Here is a 13,822-nt window from a genome sequence, read left to right as displayed (position 1 = left end):
TGCACAAGAATAGATTTTTTTCTACCTACAGGTATTCTGATTTGTCGATCGCATTGAAATTTGAGACTCTCTTACCACAGCCCTCAAGCAAATCGCAATAAATGACTGTTATACAAGGCTTTTTAGCTGCGTACACTTTGGGCTTAAACCAGTCTCATTTTCCCCATCTCATATCTCACGAGATAATCAGAGAACGCCCCACAATTCTCAGCGACACCCGCAAAGTATGCCGTCTAATCAACCTCACTAAGGAGACGGCCAGTGTCACGCAATCAAAAGATCCGCGAAGAAATTACAAATCAAATCATTACCGCTCTGGAGAGTGATTCACTCCCGCCGTGGAGGCGTCCTTGGATTTTTCATCGAACTGGGATGCCGAAGAACGTTGTGTCAGGTGATTTATATACCGGCGTTAACCCTTTGCTTTTAGGGCTTGCCAGTGAGAGACATGGCTTCCAGTCTCGCCACTGGGGGACGTTTAAACAATGGCAGGACCTCGGTGGCAAAGTCATGCGGCGACCATCGCATGTACCCAGCGGCCATTGGGGAACTAAGATTGTGTTCTGCAAAGCCGTCACCAAGAGGAAAGATCATGACGAAGAAGAGACCTATTTCCTACTCAAGACCTATACCGTCTTCTGCATCGACCAGATTGAAGGCGATCATTTGGACTATCTACGTGTCGGTCACGGTAATGACACCCGCAATTCAGAGAGCGTTGCTTATGAAGAAGCAGACGCCCTGATCGAAGCTACCGAAGCTGACATTCGCCATGGAGGCAACCAAGCTTTTTACGATCTCGCACAAGACTATATCCAAGTTCCAAATCGTGATCAGTTTTCAGGAACAAGCTATTATCAAGTGCTGTTTCATGAGTACGTTCATTGGACTGAGAATTCCGACCGTCTCAATTGGGATCGTGAAGGTAATGGCTACGCTCTGGGAGAATTAATCGCGGAGATCGGAGCGTGCTATCTGTGTTCTGAACTTGGAATTCCCACCAATGACGAAAACCATCATGCGTATCTAAATAGCTGGCTTCAAAAAATGAAGCAGGATTCGTCATTCATCTTTCAAGCTTCTTCACAAGCCTCTAAGGCTGCTGACTACATCATGTCATTCAGCAAAAAGCCTGTCGAAGTCGCTGGCTGACACCCGCAATTGGAGTGATCGCCGTCACTGATCATTACAGATCTCAGTGGTTTTTCGATTGAATTGAAGACCACTGTCAGTGCTGGATCAGGGCGGCGATCACTTCTTTATGACACCCGTAGTTAAAGTGAAAGGAATAGAAAATGGATACACCTACTACAATGACATCTCTTGAGAAAAAACAGGAGCTCTTGGCTCACCATGTTCGTTTACTGGCAAAGAAAATGAGTCATGCGTTGTTCGTATTTGGCAGTCAAGGTGGACTCGGAAAAAGTCGAACAATTCTCCAAGTGCTTGATGAACATGGCGTTGATCCCATCATCATTAATTCCCACATAACGCCCCTCGCTCTGTACGGAACACTGTTTCAACATCGTGATGATGCCGTTCTGTTTTTTGATGATGTAGACAGCATGTATTCTTCAATGCCGCATTTGGGCTTATTGAGGTCTGCATTGTGGGGAAATCCTCGCATTGTGACATATGGGAGCTCACAGCTCAGCGACCTTCCATCCAGTTTTGAATTTACGTCTCGATGCGTCTTTGCTGCCAACGTAATCCCCAAAAACGACGCTTTCAAAGCTGTCTTGTCTCGATGCGATCAGTTCGAATTAAGTGCCACAAACGGCGAAGTAATTGAGATGATGAGAAATCTCTCTTCGCAGGGCTTTCATGGTGTGACACCAGCTGAATGTGAATCGGTCATCGACTACATCGACGCAAATGCAGAAGACCGTCAGTTGTCGTTGAGGCTTCTTGGGCCAAGTCTGCGAAAGCTGAAATATGCTCGGGAGGAGGGCATAGATTGGCGACCATTAATCAAAAGTCAGCTCATGTCGCTTGGAAGAAAACAGGTCGCCACAAAACGACTCGATAATAAATCCGCAGATGCAAAAGTCATCAAACAAGCGATGGAGAAGCATCCTGAATCCCCGTCTGATCAACAGACTTTCTTTTGCAATACGACGGGAAAAAGTCGTGCGAGTTTTTTTAGAGCTCGTCAACGATATCTGAAAATGCTGGAAGATGCTGAGTGACACCTGCCATCTTCCTGTTACCACAGACATCCAGCAAGGAGCATATAATGAAACCACATATAGCCACATCAGACGGCAATAATGAGTGCCTCATGAAAGCTGCCAGCGATGCCATCGCAGTTCAAGATGCGGTCAATATGATCGCTGTTGCTGGGGCTTTCCATCGACACCTCAAGGCAATGCGAAAAACAGGTATGTCAGGGAATGAACTCAACAATCATCCAGTCACGATCTGCTTCGCCAGTAAGATTTCCAGTTTGTGCAGGATGACACCAAGCAGAGAAGCCAATGCCTTTTTGGCCAGCCAAAAGATGGCTAATGGCGAAACGGTTCAGTATGCGGTTATCCCCATCTGATACCCTGAGAATGATCATTCGCAACAGTTACTTCTTTCCCTTGGGTTTTTCGTCATCTTTGAATGTGGATAAAACATATCTCCGATTCAGTGGGTGCGGAAAACGGGCCTCTGCTTTGAATAGTTCCAGCATCTTTGCCAGCTTTGTTTTGTTCATTTCGAATGGGTTTTTGATGACCACCCAACTGACATTTTCACTATAAGGTGGCGTTGTCAGCGACCCTTCATACCTGTAATGCTTTTCCCAATCACTGGGTAAGAAGTCTTGTGGATTAAAAGAGACATGATAATCAGGCCCATTACTTGATCCAGTAGAGGTGAGAGAGGCGATCTGGTTGAATAGTGAGTGCAAAGGATCTTTTGTTTTACCGGGCTCAATAAAGATTCCAATCACAGCCAGTGATCCATCATGAGAGTTTTGATGCACTACGTGTAATTCCATCGTATGCTGATTCCCATCCACCCAGTGCTCACTGGGGTGATGAAAATGAAATTGTCTCAGGTGATACTGTTTCCCTGACAGCTCAATGTATTGGCGACAGTCCGAAGCGAATACGACCTGTAGGCCATGATCTCCCTGATGAATGTGACCATGAACATCTCCGTTCCACACAATCTTTAATCTGCCATCTCCAAAGTCTGCATAAATCGAATTTCTGATATCGATAGGGGACTGCTGGTCCATGGTGTGCTCTTTCTGTTCTCAAATAATGAATTAACTGTTGTCCAGATTCTCCCAAATAAGATTAAGTAAGACAAGAAAATTCTTTTTCGAGGAAATTCCGACACCCATCAGGTGATTGTCCAAGAAACCAACAATCATATTTTGAAGGGAACAGAATGATCCAGAAAAGTAAACCGCTCTTTCAGCTCGGTCGAACCGTCGCCACGCATGGTGCTCTTGATGCACTGCAAAGAAACAATCAGTCACCGCTTGAATATTTCGAGCGACATCAACATGGAGACTGGTCTGAGCTTTGTGATGAGGATCGCCAGACCAATGAACAAGCCCTTAAATTTGGCGACCGCATTTTTAGTGTCTATCACCTGAAAGACCGCACAAAGATCTGGGTAATTACCGAAGCTGATCGCAGTGCCACAACAATTCTACTGCCAGAAGAATATTGAAATCGACACTCTCAATCGAAGCGTACTCAACATCAATATTCTTTGGGGAGATAAACATGATGGACGATCATTTGAACGGCAACTATGGCGACATTCTGGATGAACAAGCGGCTGATGAGTTCGCCCAAAAGTACGACGAAGAATATCCGTATGACGAACCTTGGGACGAGATTCTTGAACAGCAGGAACTCGAAGATTTTGAACAAGCCGATGAATATTTCGGCTACTTCGGCTACGACGAATTCTAATCTCTAAGTTCCAGAAATCAGACACCCACAAGACTGATGCAAGAATCACTGCGATTCTTGCATCAGTTTTTTTCTTTTAAGGGGAGATCATTTTATGGGGTGGACCTATCCGACAGGCGTTTCAAGAAAAGAACTCATTCAACAGCGAACAAGATCATGGGAGGGTGAGAGCAATAGTGTTCTTGTTAAATCTAATTGTCTCGCTCATTGCTTCCGGGGCGGCAGGTTTAGTGGCGTGCTATGGGCGGTATGGGAACGAACTTTTGAGAGGGATGGGAAGCAGGTTGAAAGGACTCAACGCTGGATCACGTGCGACTTGATTCGCTGTCATGCCGGGGACTGGGGTTATAAAGATATGCAGGAGGCTGAGCATCCCTACTATTACTCCTGCCCGATAAAGTATCTCGATCTCGTGCCAATCGAACAATACGGAGGTCATCCAGACTGGAGACAGGAAGTGAGATTCCGCCATCAGGAAAGACTGGAAAAGAGGCGAAAAATAAGTCTCAAAGTCTCACCCAATGACACCCGCAAGTGATCTGTAACAAACATTATTCACTTTTTCAGGAGTTTTAGATGACTGATCGCACAGAAGCAGAAACCATCCGTCGGGTGATGACTCAAAGCATTAATGCTGTTGAGGGGAGCAGAGAGTACCTCGAAGCGAAGCACGGGCAGGTCTGGAATACCAGTGAACTGCAGCAGGAATTTTCTGTCGAATCTTTTCTATCCCCCTTCGTGCTGGCAAAAAGAAAATGTGATGGAATTCGGGGCACGCTTAAATTTCAGCACAGCCCCCGGTTCTATTTCAGTTTTGAGCCTGAGTGATCTACTTCTTGTGTCCGGGAGTCCTCCATGACTCCCGGACACCTTCTCAATATATGCTGGAGATCTGAATGTTATGAACAAAAAACGCAGACCTAAATTCCGGGTCATAATAAAACTCAAGCCCCTCGTTCTTCCAAGAGAACCTACTATGGAAAAGGCGTCTGCCGTCAGATGCGATGCTGAGATGAAGACATCCAAACTCAACTTGTCAGAATGACAATTAGAGTTGTTTCATTTCAGAACTCTGGAACGCCTTATTTTGTAGGACTTCCCGTTTATTCATTGAGTGCCAAAATGGCTGTAATCCATTTGTCATTAATCTATCTCAAGGATATTTCTCATGATCGCCTGCTATTGTCGCTGTAGTACCAGCAAACAAAAGACAGACAGCCAAGAGGCGGAGATCAAGAAATGGATTGCTGCCAATGGTTATGATGAGAAACAGATCGAGTGGTACATCGATCACGAGAGTGGAAAGACCTTGAAGCGTCCTGAGTTCGAGCGGTTACAGGCAGATATCTTTAATGGCAAGATCAAAACAGTTGTGTGTTGGAAGCTGGACCGCCTGTCACGCCGCTTGAAAGATGGTGTGACTTTGCTGGCTGACTGGTGTGAACGAGGAATCAAAGTGGTTGTGATTACCCAGATGATCGAACTGAATGGGGCGGTTGGAAGGATGATCGCTGCCGTGATGCTCGGGCTTGCCGAAATCGAGCTGGAATACCGTCAGGAGCGACAGCAGGCGGGCATCGAAGTGGCTAAGAAGAAAGGAGTCTACACTGGAAGAAAGAAAGGGACGTATAAAGCAAAACCGGAGCGAGCACAGGAACTCAGATCTCGTGGCCTAAAGATTGAAGAGATTGCCACAGCATTGGGAACGAGTAAGCGAACTGTTCTTCGTTATCTGAAAGCATAAAGATCAAGAATCTAAAACAAATCAGACACCTCGTATAATATCAGTAGATTCATTGATGATCATTTAGCGATTGAGTTTTAGCAGAGGCACTTGTGTTGCAAAAAATGTTTAAGCGAATTGTGGGGTAGTTTATGTAATAAAGTTACCCCCGGAGGGGGCTTATAATGGACTAAACCCCCTATGGGTTTTATATGACCTTCATGGGACAAAGAATCGTCTATGGAAAGTTGGTAACAAAAATTGGATTTTCTGGCAGGCTGATTCTGGGGAAATAATCTTGAAAACTATTAAACAAGCGGCGTCTTATAAATACCGGCGACAGGAAAATTTCATCAATCCTAAGAGTTTTCTGGCTGATCAATGACTCCCGTTTTCCAGATAACGTCTCTTTACCATTTGCTTGAAGCATCTGTAATCATTACTGGAAATGAGATCGTTGGTATCGATCCCAGTGAGTAACGTTCTACGCTCTCGCTTCGGTAGGAACTATAAAAAATGGGGTTCTTCCTGAATTTCAAATAACAAGACTTGACCCTGTAGTATGGTGCAAGGTGTATGATGGGGCAATGAAAGGAAGATTCAACATGAAATCACTCACGATTGGTCAGGTTGCGGAACGTTCTGGTGTCGGCGTCGAAACTGTGCGGTTTTATGAACGGGAAGGATTAATCCCTAAGCCTGACCGGTCGTCTTCCGGTTATCGCCAATTCGATGACCAAACAATTGCCCGTTTGCAGTTTATCAGGCGGGCCAAAGAACTCGGTTTCACGCTCACTGAAATTAAAGAACTGATGTCTCTGCGGCTTGATGTAACAACAAGTTGTGCCGACATAAAAAGCCGAACCGAAGCAAAGATCACAGACATCGACGAAAAGATTCGCACACTCAAACGAATTAAGAGGGCATTGAAGAAATTGACCAGCGAATGCAGTGGTCGAGGTTCAATCAGTGAATGTTCGATTCTTGATGCTCTTGATTCCAAGCAAAGAAAATAACGGATACTTCCATTCTTTTGACCACGGGTATCAGCCTGTGATGGAAGCCTAGAACAGATTCCGACTCGTGTGTGAGTCAGGTGTGTCGCCTGCCTCAACACCGGCAGTATCCTTCTGGAAAGGAGACAATCATGCCACTCAAGAAAGGTGAAAAGTACCGCTGTCCCGACTCGAAGTGCGGTTGCGAAATCAAAGTGACTCAGGGGGCTGCTCCTGATTGCGGCGGCAATGAAAATCCTCACTGTTGCTGCGGTAAGGAGATGGTCCGAGTCGAGGGATGAAAAACTATCTTGTTCAGTCTGTGAGCAGGTATGTCGCCTGTTAAATGACTGAACGTACTCAAGTAAAGGAGATTATCATGCGTAAGAACTGGATTTGGGCAACTATGCTGGCGTTACCGCTGGCTGTGGGAGGCTGGGTTTACGCCGGCGTACAGACTAACCCAGACACATCAAGCATTGAAGGCAGTTTCGTTTGCCCGGTCACGGGTGAGGAACTTCCCTGTTCCAAGTGTTGTCCGCTCAAGTAAGCCAATAAACTTAGCTGAGCACACGCCCGTCAAAGAAGTTAGTTCTTCGACGGGCGTTTTCTACTTCTTCGCTGCTGCTTCTAATGTTTTGAGAACGTGACAACACTCGACTGATTGAAACTCTCGACATTGGTTGAGACTTGTTTGCAGCACACGCTGAACGTGTCGCAAATCCTTCAATTTCTGTTTGATGTCGGAAAGACGCTTTTCAATCAGACGCTGCACGTCCTTACAGGCTGAATTCTGATCGTCGGGCCTGTCAAGCAAAGCCTTGATGTCATCGAGTGTGAATCCGACGGCTTGAGCCGCCCGGATGAATTTCAGTTTCCGTAATGACTCTTCGCTGTACAGCCGGTAATTGCCAGCACTGCGGTCGTCGGGCTCGACCAGTCCGACCCGCTCGTAGTAACGCACGGTTGTCGTGGGAAGTTTAGCGGATTTCGCCACTTGGCTGATCGTGAACTGTCTTGCCATTGCTGCTCCGAAAACTATCTGCTTGTGAGTATTTGCGTCCCCAAAGACGAAACTTAAAATATTATCCTCAAATCAGCTTGACCTTGCACTTAGGTACAACGTCGATAATAGGCGTAGAACGAAGATTCGACAAGAGTTCTTGCATCATGACTTCTACGGAAAGGTGATTCGATGACCGCAGAAACAACGACGGATAAACGACTTCATTGCCCGTCCTGCAATAAGAAAGCGAAGCGGGTATCACCGGTGACTTTGCGAGCGTTGCTCAAGGATCCGTTCGCTACCAAGATCGTCAGTAACGATCGTTCGTGCTGCGATTCCCACAGTGGATGCACGTCCCTCACTGAGGACACCGGCTGGCGGTATTGCGATTCATCCGATTGCGATGTGGTTTACTTCTCCGAAACAGGCGACATCAGTTTTACGAAGTCACAACTCAATGTTCCTGTCGGTGTGAAGGAAACCAGCGGCGAACGGCCCCTGTGTTATTGTTTCGGCCATTCGGTCGCCAGTATCAAGGAAGAACTGCGTACGAAGGAACATTCTGATGCTCTGGAAGACATCCGGGCCAAAATGAAAGAACCCGGCTGCCACTGCGAAACTTCCAACCCCAGTGGTTACTGTTGTCTGGGAAGCGTGTCCAAAGGTATTCGGATCGCTCAGAAGGAATTAGAAATGAATGGCTCAAACATGACGCCTACATCAATAGTGAAACCATCGACCGGACGTGTCGAGAAGTTCGCCCAGATCGGCACGGTCTTCTCGGCGATCATGGCATCGGCATGTTGCTGGCTCCCACTACTTCTGCTGGCAGTGGGCGTATCTGGGGCCAGAATTGCAGCCACACTGGAAACATATCGCCCGCTGTTCATAGTTGTAACGATTGGATTTCTTGGCTCGGCATTCTATTTTACCTACCGTTCCAAGAAGTTTGCTGCGGGAACGGGACACGGCTGCTGTCCCACGGAAACTACGGAGGCAGAGGACTGCTGTACCCCGACAGACAAACGTCGTTTCAACATGATGTCCTTGAACAAGGTGATGCTGTGGGGCGTGACGGTGTTGGCGGTCGCCTTCCTGTTCTTCCCCAGCTACGTCGGCTTATTATTCGGCACCGGCAATAATTCCGCCGTGACCGAGAATATGCATCGAGCAGTCTTTCAGATCGAAGGCATGGCCTGCGAGGGCTGTGCTACGACGGTTGCTCAAGCGATCCGTCAGGTACCCGGTGTGGTGGCCGTAGAAATCAGCTATGAAAAAAGACAAGCTGCTATCGGTGTGGAACCGGGCAGCCCAATCCCCAAGAAAGAAATTCTGGCAGCCTTGAAGAAGGCTGGATACAGCGGGAAACTTCTCAGCACGGAAGAGACATCCGAAGCAAGCGATCACACCATTACGGCACCACCACCATCCATCGATGGTGACGACGAACAGTCAAGCAATTACCTGAACGAGCCACTGCTTCAAACAGTATTGAATATCGAAGGTATGGCCTGCGAAGAATGGGATCGCTGCCAGATACTCACTCTCCGATGACTTACGGTCTGATGATTATCGGATGATTCCCGCTGTATCTTCACCGATTCACAAGTCACTGTTGTTCGGCATGACGGAAGAAGAAGCGATTGTCGCAGGCCATCAGTGCTGGTACAATACGATCTTTATGTCGCATGTACCTCGTGCCGGAGCCATTCGAGACACAAAAGGCATCACCAAAATGGTGGCCGACGCCAATACGCATGAAGTGCTAGGAGTGTCGATGGTTGCCGTCGATGCAGGAGAAGTCAATCTCGAAGCGACGGCGGCGTTGCAGTTTCGTGCGACGATCTACCACTTTATCGACCTACTTCATCTGTATCCCACGATGGCCGAGGCTCTCAAGATCGTTGCATCTCGAAGTTCAAAGATCCCACCAAACTCTCCTGCTGTGCGAAATAGTTTCGTAAACTTCGAGAAAGCATTCAAATCATTAGAGAACGATCGATATGAAGACGATAATTCTGTTTTTGGTCACGGCATTTTTTGAGATCGCAGGCTGTTTTGCGTTTTGGGCATGGCTGAGAATGAGCCGTTCTGTGTTATGGACAGTTCTGGGAACAATTTCACTGATCGTTTTTGCTTTATTACTTTCAAGAGCAGAGTCAGACTTTGCTGGTCGATCCTATGCTGCATATGGAGGGGTCTATGTTGCTTCTTCACTAATCTGGTTGTGGGTGATAGAATCGCAAACTCCAGATCGTTGGGATGTTATAGGTGCCATCATCTGTTTGGGAGGAGCGTCACTTATCTTGTTTGGACCTCGACCAATAATACAGTAAGGCGGTGAAAATATTGAGGCAGACCATACTCCCCACTAGAACCGATCGGTCTGGCGTTTAGATATTTTCCAAGGATACATTGAAGAATAATCGCCTAGACGAATTGACGAGCGGGAGCAGTAGGCTCTCAAATACTATTCCCCAACTCTTTCGACCATCGTCTCCGGCGATAATTCTTGATCAACAACAATTTTCGGTCGCCACTATCATCAATCGTGCCAGCATAGAACAGCTCATTTGAGTCCGGCAGGTATCGGGCAAATGCACCACCCTTGGACGCATTCACCTTCAATTCCTCAGAGTCCACAACTCCAAGATATTCAAACCGATCCTGTGGAGTTCCCCTCGAATAAATCAGCAGATTTGGTTTCCCTTCTTCTGCATCCATGGCATTACAAAACAGATATTTATCGTCAGAAGATAGAGTCATGAAACGCATTTTATAGCCACTTGGAGGCAACTGCAGTGGTCTGGGGGAACTCCATTTACCGCTCTTAGTCGAGCGAGTGGAATAATGAAACTGAATTCCTTTACCTTTCACTATGCGTCCGTAATACAAAGTCAGGGCGTCAGGAGAAATAGTCGGAGCTGCAATGAAACCATACTTCTTATTTAGCTCAGTTATTGTTTTCGGTCTGCTGAAATTACTTTCGAGATCATCTCTGGTAGCACTGGCCAGAGAACCATTGTTTTGCAACATGATGATTTCAAGACCATCAGATGTAACTGTAAAATCTGCTGCTGGAATCAACTTCTTTTTGTTCTCAAATAAAGAATTCTGATCTTTCCGAGTCGCTGTCCAGACCCATTTCAAGGAATCTGATGGACCTTTGATGTTCCAGAATATCGTGAGACCATCTTTCGTGAGAACTGGGTTACCCTCAAAACCTTCTGCATCGAGTTCTTGGAGAACGATGAGTTCAGGAGATTTAGAATCCGATTTAACTTCCGGTGATTCGATTTTCAACACGGTTTCCAGATCAAGATGGTAACTCAGTGTGACTTTCTGACCGGCTTTGAGTTTAGAGAGGTCTGAGTTCTTACTGACATCAAACTCTGTGGTTTTCCCTTTTCGTTCGACTGTGATTTTGTTGTTTTGAGGATCAACTGATTTAACGGTTGCTTCAATCGAAACAACTTCTGCTTGAGCAATACTTGTTGCCAGAAACAAGATCATGGCAAAGCATGTTATGGTCATAATGCGGTACATTCTTTTTACCTTTAATTATGAGTAATATTTGAATCAGTGAATTCACTAGCAGTGGTCATCACTTCAAACCGGGAATCACTTTCTCAGGATCGAAATTCTTCAACACCATCAACTTCAATTCACCATTTCCATTTTCTGGCTCACCAGCAAAAAACAATTCCTTTGTTGCCTCGACATATCGAGGAAATATCCCACGCAGCGTAATTCCATCAATGTTCAACACACTAGCACTATGAAACCCACCATCATCATCTTTCCCAGAATGTATGATGATATTTGATCCTTGAGAAATATCTTTGCCGGTGCAGAACAGGTACTTTCCATCGCGTGAGATGTATGGATATTTCATTTTGCCGATGGGAGTTAATTGCAGAGGCTCAGGTTTATTCCAGTTTGAAGATTTGGTTTTTCGTGACATGACCTGAATCTGCGGTCCTACCCCTTTTCGCATACTGTCGCAGTACAAAGTGAGGCCATCTGAGGAAAGACAAGGCCCTGCCAAGAATCCATTATTGATAACAGCAGAAGCGATTCTCGATGGACGCTTGAAGTTGTCCTCGACTGTATCTCTGGTTGTCTGATAAAGCCCTCTATTCAGAAACAGAATCATTTCAAGTCCATCATCGGAAACTGTAAAGTCCATCGCCGGAATCAGTCGCTTTGGATTCTCGAACAGAGACTCCGCATCTTTTCTTTTGGCAGTCCAAATCCATCTTGTTTGTTGGGATAGTTCTTTTACCGTATAAAAAATTGTCATGCCATCGCTGGATACCCAAGGGTTGCTTTCCTCTCCATTTGTGTCCAGTTCGCTCAACAAAACCAGTTCTGGTTTCTTTGGGATTGGTGACAATACATCGATTTCAAGGACAATCCCCAACCCATCATGATATTTCAGTCTGATGGACTGTCCTGACTGCAATGAACTTACATTTAATGGTTTGTCCTTCGCTGTAATCTTTGTGTTTTTACTGAGTTCGAGATCCAGTGTTTTATCTTTGTCGATCACCGATATTGTGCGTTTAGTCGCATCGACAGATTTGATCTTGCCGTCGATGGTTTTCTCCGCAGCTTGAATTGAAGTGGCTGCGAAGAACATCATCAAGAACGCAAAAACTGATAAGTGAAATCGAAACATTATTGTCTCCTTTGAAAGGGGTTATGCTCTAATTAAAGAATTGCACTGGGGACAAATCACACCTGTGGTTTCAAAAGCTCCGAATGAAGGCTCTCTCACCAACAAGCCACATCCGTGACACTGTTGGGTGTCATTTCCATTCCCGCAGTTCCAGCACACATCGATTTCGTGTTCGACGCGAGCACCACATCTCTGGCATTGATACTGCCAATGGTCAGGCGGGACAAAATCTGTGACAGGTTCTCTTAGGCCACCAATACGTTGAGTCCATGAATCATTATTGAAGGGAGGCGGCAGCCCATCGAAATATGGATCACCGCCCTCAGCAATGTATTGCTGGTAGGCTGGATCATCACCAGCGAGCAACCATCCTATAAAACGGATGATTGCCCACATCACGAAGACGAATACACCGATGCCAAAAACCGCTCCAGTCCAGATTGGAGAAATAGCAACGCTTAATCCTAAAGCAGTAAGCAGGTAGAAAAACGTCGTCCCAAGAGACGCTCCCAGTGCTCCGATGCGACCGAGAATCATCAATTTAGAAGTGCGAGGCTGTCCGCTCATGAGTGCACCTCACCATCATACGCAATTCCAAGAGGCGGTTCAGAATCATCAAAATCGAGAATTATTCCATCTGGATCTAGTCCATGCTTCCGGGCAGTTTCATTTAGCCTTTCGATTTTCTCGTCGATTGCTTTGTTGTATTTCTCGATCTGTTTTTTGTCGTATGCAGCAGATAATGCATACGCGATTGGAATCCAGAAAAAACCATACATCGCCCAAGCTATGACCTGTAGCATTAGGCTGGTCGGAGGAAAGACGAATAAGAACCCAAGAACTGGAATCTCCCTGAAATTCCTGAGCCGATTGGAATACCAGATCCCGAAATTCAAGGGAGGTTTCTGTTCCTTCTTGAGTTCGACAACTTTGGCATTGTACTTTTTCAGCAACTCCTGTTGTCTTTGACGCTCCTTATTCGCACGCTTTCTCTCAGCAAGAGCACGTCGATTCTCCTTCTCCGCCCATTCAATTGCCTCTTTCACTTCTGCAATTTCGCTCAACTTGGAGAGCATCTTATTGATCTTGGCAACGACATTATCAAAGGCTTTTTTGTTTTCACGACCTTTGATGATCGCTGTGGAGATCCCATCATTATGGATTGAGTGAATCAGACCTTGGAGTAGAAAATATCGGGAAGAGTAGGGGATGTCCGTGTCCCGGCAGAAACACTTTTCGACGAGTTTCTCGGCTTGGTAGAGAAACTCTTCAATGCGATCTTGAAGGGCTTCGCGTTGCAAGAGTTCCTGTTGGGCGGCCAATCCCTCAGCATGGAGTTGACGAACTTCTGCCATTTCGGAGTGAATAGAGCCCATGACTCCGTTCAGACTTGTCAGAACGCCAGTCTGGATCGTTTGAAAAGCGAGATTGTTTTCGCTGGCTGCTCGGATGCGTGCGAGTTCTTGGTAGGTGGGATTATTTGTCGCCATCGTTAGC

The 13,822-nt window shown here is 46.2% G+C and carries 19 protein-coding genes; 13 read left to right on the top strand and 6 right to left on the bottom strand.

What is annotated here, in order from left to right; all coding sequences use genetic code 11:
• The first annotated feature begins 261 nt into the window (after nucleotides 1-261).
• From RID21_RS09240 to RID21_RS09230, 3 genes are all read left to right on the top strand, one after another.
• A complete protein-coding gene (locus tag RID21_RS09240) occupies nucleotides 262-1,152 on the top strand; it encodes an ArdC family protein (RefSeq protein ID WP_350188348.1) in 891 nt (296 codons plus the stop codon).
• A 143-nt stretch (nucleotides 1,153-1,295) separates the two neighbouring features.
• Nucleotides 1,296-2,189, top strand: coding sequence for a hypothetical protein (locus RID21_RS09235; protein ID WP_350188347.1), 894 nt, complete (start codon nucleotides 1,296-1,298; stop codon nucleotides 2,187-2,189).
• A gap of 47 nt (nucleotides 2,190-2,236) precedes the next feature.
• Nucleotides 2,237-2,545: a hypothetical protein gene (locus tag RID21_RS09230; RefSeq protein WP_350188346.1), complete on the top strand. Its 309-nt coding sequence runs from the start codon at nucleotides 2,237-2,239 to the stop codon at nucleotides 2,543-2,545.
• 27 nt (nucleotides 2,546-2,572) lie between these two features.
• Here RID21_RS09230 and RID21_RS09225 read toward each other — a convergent pair whose 3' ends face one another.
• Complete coding sequence (locus RID21_RS09225; RefSeq protein ID WP_350188345.1) at nucleotides 2,573-3,229, bottom strand: carbonic anhydrase family protein; 657 nt, start codon at nucleotides 3,227-3,229, stop codon at nucleotides 2,573-2,575.
• 155 nt (nucleotides 3,230-3,384) lie between these two features.
• Between RID21_RS09225 and RID21_RS09220 the strand changes: the two genes are divergently transcribed.
• The 7 genes from RID21_RS09220 to RID21_RS09190 all read left to right on the top strand — a co-directional run bounded on the left by RID21_RS09220 (nucleotide 3,385) and on the right by RID21_RS09190 (nucleotide 7,188).
• The gene (locus tag RID21_RS09220; RefSeq protein WP_350188344.1) at nucleotides 3,385-3,672 is read left to right on the top strand and encodes a hypothetical protein; all 288 of its coding nucleotides are present in this window, start codon (nucleotides 3,385-3,387) and stop codon (nucleotides 3,670-3,672) included.
• 56 nt (nucleotides 3,673-3,728) lie between these two features.
• Nucleotides 3,729-3,920 (top strand): hypothetical protein, encoded by a 192-nt coding sequence (locus tag RID21_RS09215; RefSeq protein ID WP_350188343.1) that lies wholly within the window; start codon nucleotides 3,729-3,731, stop codon nucleotides 3,918-3,920.
• 576 nt (nucleotides 3,921-4,496) lie between these two features.
• Nucleotides 4,497-4,748 carry a hypothetical protein gene (locus tag RID21_RS09210; protein WP_350188342.1) on the top strand — a complete coding sequence of 84 codons (252 nt, stop codon included), beginning with the start codon at nucleotides 4,497-4,499 and terminating at the stop codon, nucleotides 4,746-4,748.
• Nucleotides 4,749-5,088: 340 nt separating this feature from the next.
• On the top strand, nucleotides 5,089-5,664 hold the full coding sequence (locus tag RID21_RS09205) for a recombinase family protein (RefSeq protein ID WP_350188341.1): 576 nt from the start codon (nucleotides 5,089-5,091) through the stop codon (nucleotides 5,662-5,664).
• A 584-nt stretch (nucleotides 5,665-6,248) separates the two neighbouring features.
• On the top strand, nucleotides 6,249-6,659 hold the full coding sequence (locus tag RID21_RS09200; RefSeq protein WP_350188340.1) for a MerR family transcriptional regulator: 411 nt from the start codon (nucleotides 6,249-6,251) through the stop codon (nucleotides 6,657-6,659).
• Between the two features lie 131 nt (nucleotides 6,660-6,790).
• A complete protein-coding gene (locus RID21_RS09195; RefSeq protein WP_197997039.1) occupies nucleotides 6,791-6,940 on the top strand; it encodes a hypothetical protein in 150 nt (49 codons plus the stop codon).
• 77 nt (nucleotides 6,941-7,017) lie between these two features.
• Entirely contained in the window at nucleotides 7,018-7,188 is a 171-nt protein-coding gene (locus tag RID21_RS09190) for a hypothetical protein (RefSeq protein ID WP_350188339.1), read from the top strand.
• 60 nt (nucleotides 7,189-7,248) lie between these two features.
• Here the strand turns inward: RID21_RS09190 and RID21_RS09185 are convergent, their stop codons facing one another.
• Nucleotides 7,249-7,662: a MerR family transcriptional regulator gene (locus tag RID21_RS09185; protein WP_350188338.1), complete on the bottom strand. Its 414-nt coding sequence runs from the start codon at nucleotides 7,660-7,662 to the stop codon at nucleotides 7,249-7,251.
• A gap of 171 nt (nucleotides 7,663-7,833) precedes the next feature.
• Here RID21_RS09185 and RID21_RS09180 point away from each other — a divergent pair, with 171 nt between their 5' ends.
• From RID21_RS09180 to RID21_RS09170, 3 genes are read left to right on the top strand one after another with little or no spacing between them, the layout of a single operon-like run.
• Nucleotides 7,834-9,198: a mercuric transporter MerT family protein gene (locus RID21_RS09180; protein ID WP_350188337.1), complete on the top strand. Its 1,365-nt coding sequence runs from the start codon at nucleotides 7,834-7,836 to the stop codon at nucleotides 9,196-9,198.
• A 22-nt stretch (nucleotides 9,199-9,220) separates the two neighbouring features.
• A complete protein-coding gene (locus RID21_RS09175) occupies nucleotides 9,221-9,688 on the top strand; it encodes an oxidoreductase dimerization domain-containing protein (RefSeq protein ID WP_350188336.1) in 468 nt (155 codons plus the stop codon).
• Entirely contained in the window at nucleotides 9,648-9,980 is a 333-nt protein-coding gene (locus tag RID21_RS09170) for a YnfA family protein (RefSeq protein WP_350188335.1), read from the top strand. Before RID21_RS09175 ends, RID21_RS09170 begins: the two co-directional genes overlap by 41 nt.
• A 127-nt stretch (nucleotides 9,981-10,107) precedes the next feature.
• Here RID21_RS09170 and RID21_RS09165 read toward each other — a convergent pair whose 3' ends face one another.
• Genes RID21_RS09165 through RID21_RS09150 form a run of 4 tightly spaced genes read right to left on the bottom strand, consistent with a single transcriptional unit; the run spans nucleotide 10,108 to nucleotide 13,815 of the window.
• On the bottom strand, nucleotides 10,108-11,190 hold the full coding sequence (locus RID21_RS09165) for a copper-binding protein (protein WP_350188334.1): 1,083 nt from the start codon (nucleotides 11,188-11,190) through the stop codon (nucleotides 10,108-10,110).
• 58 nt (nucleotides 11,191-11,248) lie between these two features.
• On the bottom strand, nucleotides 11,249-12,325 hold the full coding sequence (locus tag RID21_RS09160) for a TolB-like translocation protein (RefSeq protein ID WP_350188333.1): 1,077 nt from the start codon (nucleotides 12,323-12,325) through the stop codon (nucleotides 11,249-11,251).
• A gap of 21 nt (nucleotides 12,326-12,346) precedes the next feature.
• Nucleotides 12,347-12,892: a hypothetical protein gene (locus RID21_RS09155; RefSeq protein ID WP_350188332.1), complete on the bottom strand. Its 546-nt coding sequence runs from the start codon at nucleotides 12,890-12,892 to the stop codon at nucleotides 12,347-12,349.
• A complete protein-coding gene (locus RID21_RS09150; RefSeq protein ID WP_350188331.1) occupies nucleotides 12,889-13,815 on the bottom strand; it encodes a hypothetical protein in 927 nt (308 codons plus the stop codon). The genes RID21_RS09155 and RID21_RS09150 overlap by 4 nt, the downstream gene beginning before the upstream one ends.
• Between the last annotated feature and the right edge of the window lie 7 nt (nucleotides 13,816-13,822).

Source organism: Gimesia sp. (assembly GCF_040219335.1).
Taxonomy (GTDB): domain Bacteria; phylum Planctomycetota; class Planctomycetia; order Planctomycetales; family Planctomycetaceae; genus Gimesia.
The sequence above is the reverse complement of the archived record's forward strand: the minus strand, read 5'-3'. Positions and strand labels throughout refer to the sequence as shown.

Excerpts from the sequence above, each read along its gene's own strand:
- RID21_RS09235 (WP_350188347.1), top strand. The coding sequence starts at position 1,296 with ATGGATACACCTACTACAATGACATCTCTTGAGAAAAAACAGGAGCTC.
- RID21_RS09230 (WP_350188346.1), top strand. The coding sequence starts at position 2,237 with ATGAAACCACATATAGCCACATCAGACGGCAATAATGAGTGCCTCATG.
- RID21_RS09225 (WP_350188345.1), bottom strand. The coding sequence starts at position 3,229 with ATGGACCAGCAGTCCCCTATCGATATCAGAAATTCGATTTATGCAGAC.
- RID21_RS09220 (WP_350188344.1), top strand. The coding sequence starts at position 3,385 with ATGATCCAGAAAAGTAAACCGCTCTTTCAGCTCGGTCGAACCGTCGCC.
- RID21_RS09215 (WP_350188343.1), top strand. The coding sequence starts at position 3,729 with ATGATGGACGATCATTTGAACGGCAACTATGGCGACATTCTGGATGAA.
- RID21_RS09210 (WP_350188342.1), top strand. The coding sequence starts at position 4,497 with ATGACTGATCGCACAGAAGCAGAAACCATCCGTCGGGTGATGACTCAA.
- RID21_RS09205 (WP_350188341.1), top strand. The coding sequence starts at position 5,089 with ATGATCGCCTGCTATTGTCGCTGTAGTACCAGCAAACAAAAGACAGAC.
- RID21_RS09200 (WP_350188340.1), top strand. The coding sequence starts at position 6,249 with ATGAAATCACTCACGATTGGTCAGGTTGCGGAACGTTCTGGTGTCGGC.
- RID21_RS09195 (WP_197997039.1), top strand. The coding sequence starts at position 6,791 with ATGCCACTCAAGAAAGGTGAAAAGTACCGCTGTCCCGACTCGAAGTGC.
- RID21_RS09190 (WP_350188339.1), top strand. The coding sequence starts at position 7,018 with ATGCGTAAGAACTGGATTTGGGCAACTATGCTGGCGTTACCGCTGGCT.
- RID21_RS09185 (WP_350188338.1), bottom strand. The coding sequence starts at position 7,662 with ATGGCAAGACAGTTCACGATCAGCCAAGTGGCGAAATCCGCTAAACTT.
- RID21_RS09180 (WP_350188337.1), top strand. The coding sequence starts at position 7,834 with ATGACCGCAGAAACAACGACGGATAAACGACTTCATTGCCCGTCCTGC.
- RID21_RS09175 (WP_350188336.1), top strand. The coding sequence starts at position 9,221 with ATGATTCCCGCTGTATCTTCACCGATTCACAAGTCACTGTTGTTCGGC.
- RID21_RS09170 (WP_350188335.1), top strand. The coding sequence starts at position 9,648 with ATGAAGACGATAATTCTGTTTTTGGTCACGGCATTTTTTGAGATCGCA.
- RID21_RS09165 (WP_350188334.1), bottom strand. The coding sequence starts at position 11,190 with ATGTACCGCATTATGACCATAACATGCTTTGCCATGATCTTGTTTCTG.
- RID21_RS09160 (WP_350188333.1), bottom strand. The coding sequence starts at position 12,325 with ATGTTTCGATTTCACTTATCAGTTTTTGCGTTCTTGATGATGTTCTTC.
- RID21_RS09155 (WP_350188332.1), bottom strand. The coding sequence starts at position 12,892 with ATGAGCGGACAGCCTCGCACTTCTAAATTGATGATTCTCGGTCGCATC.
- RID21_RS09150 (WP_350188331.1), bottom strand. The coding sequence starts at position 13,815 with ATGGCGACAAATAATCCCACCTACCAAGAACTCGCACGCATCCGAGCA.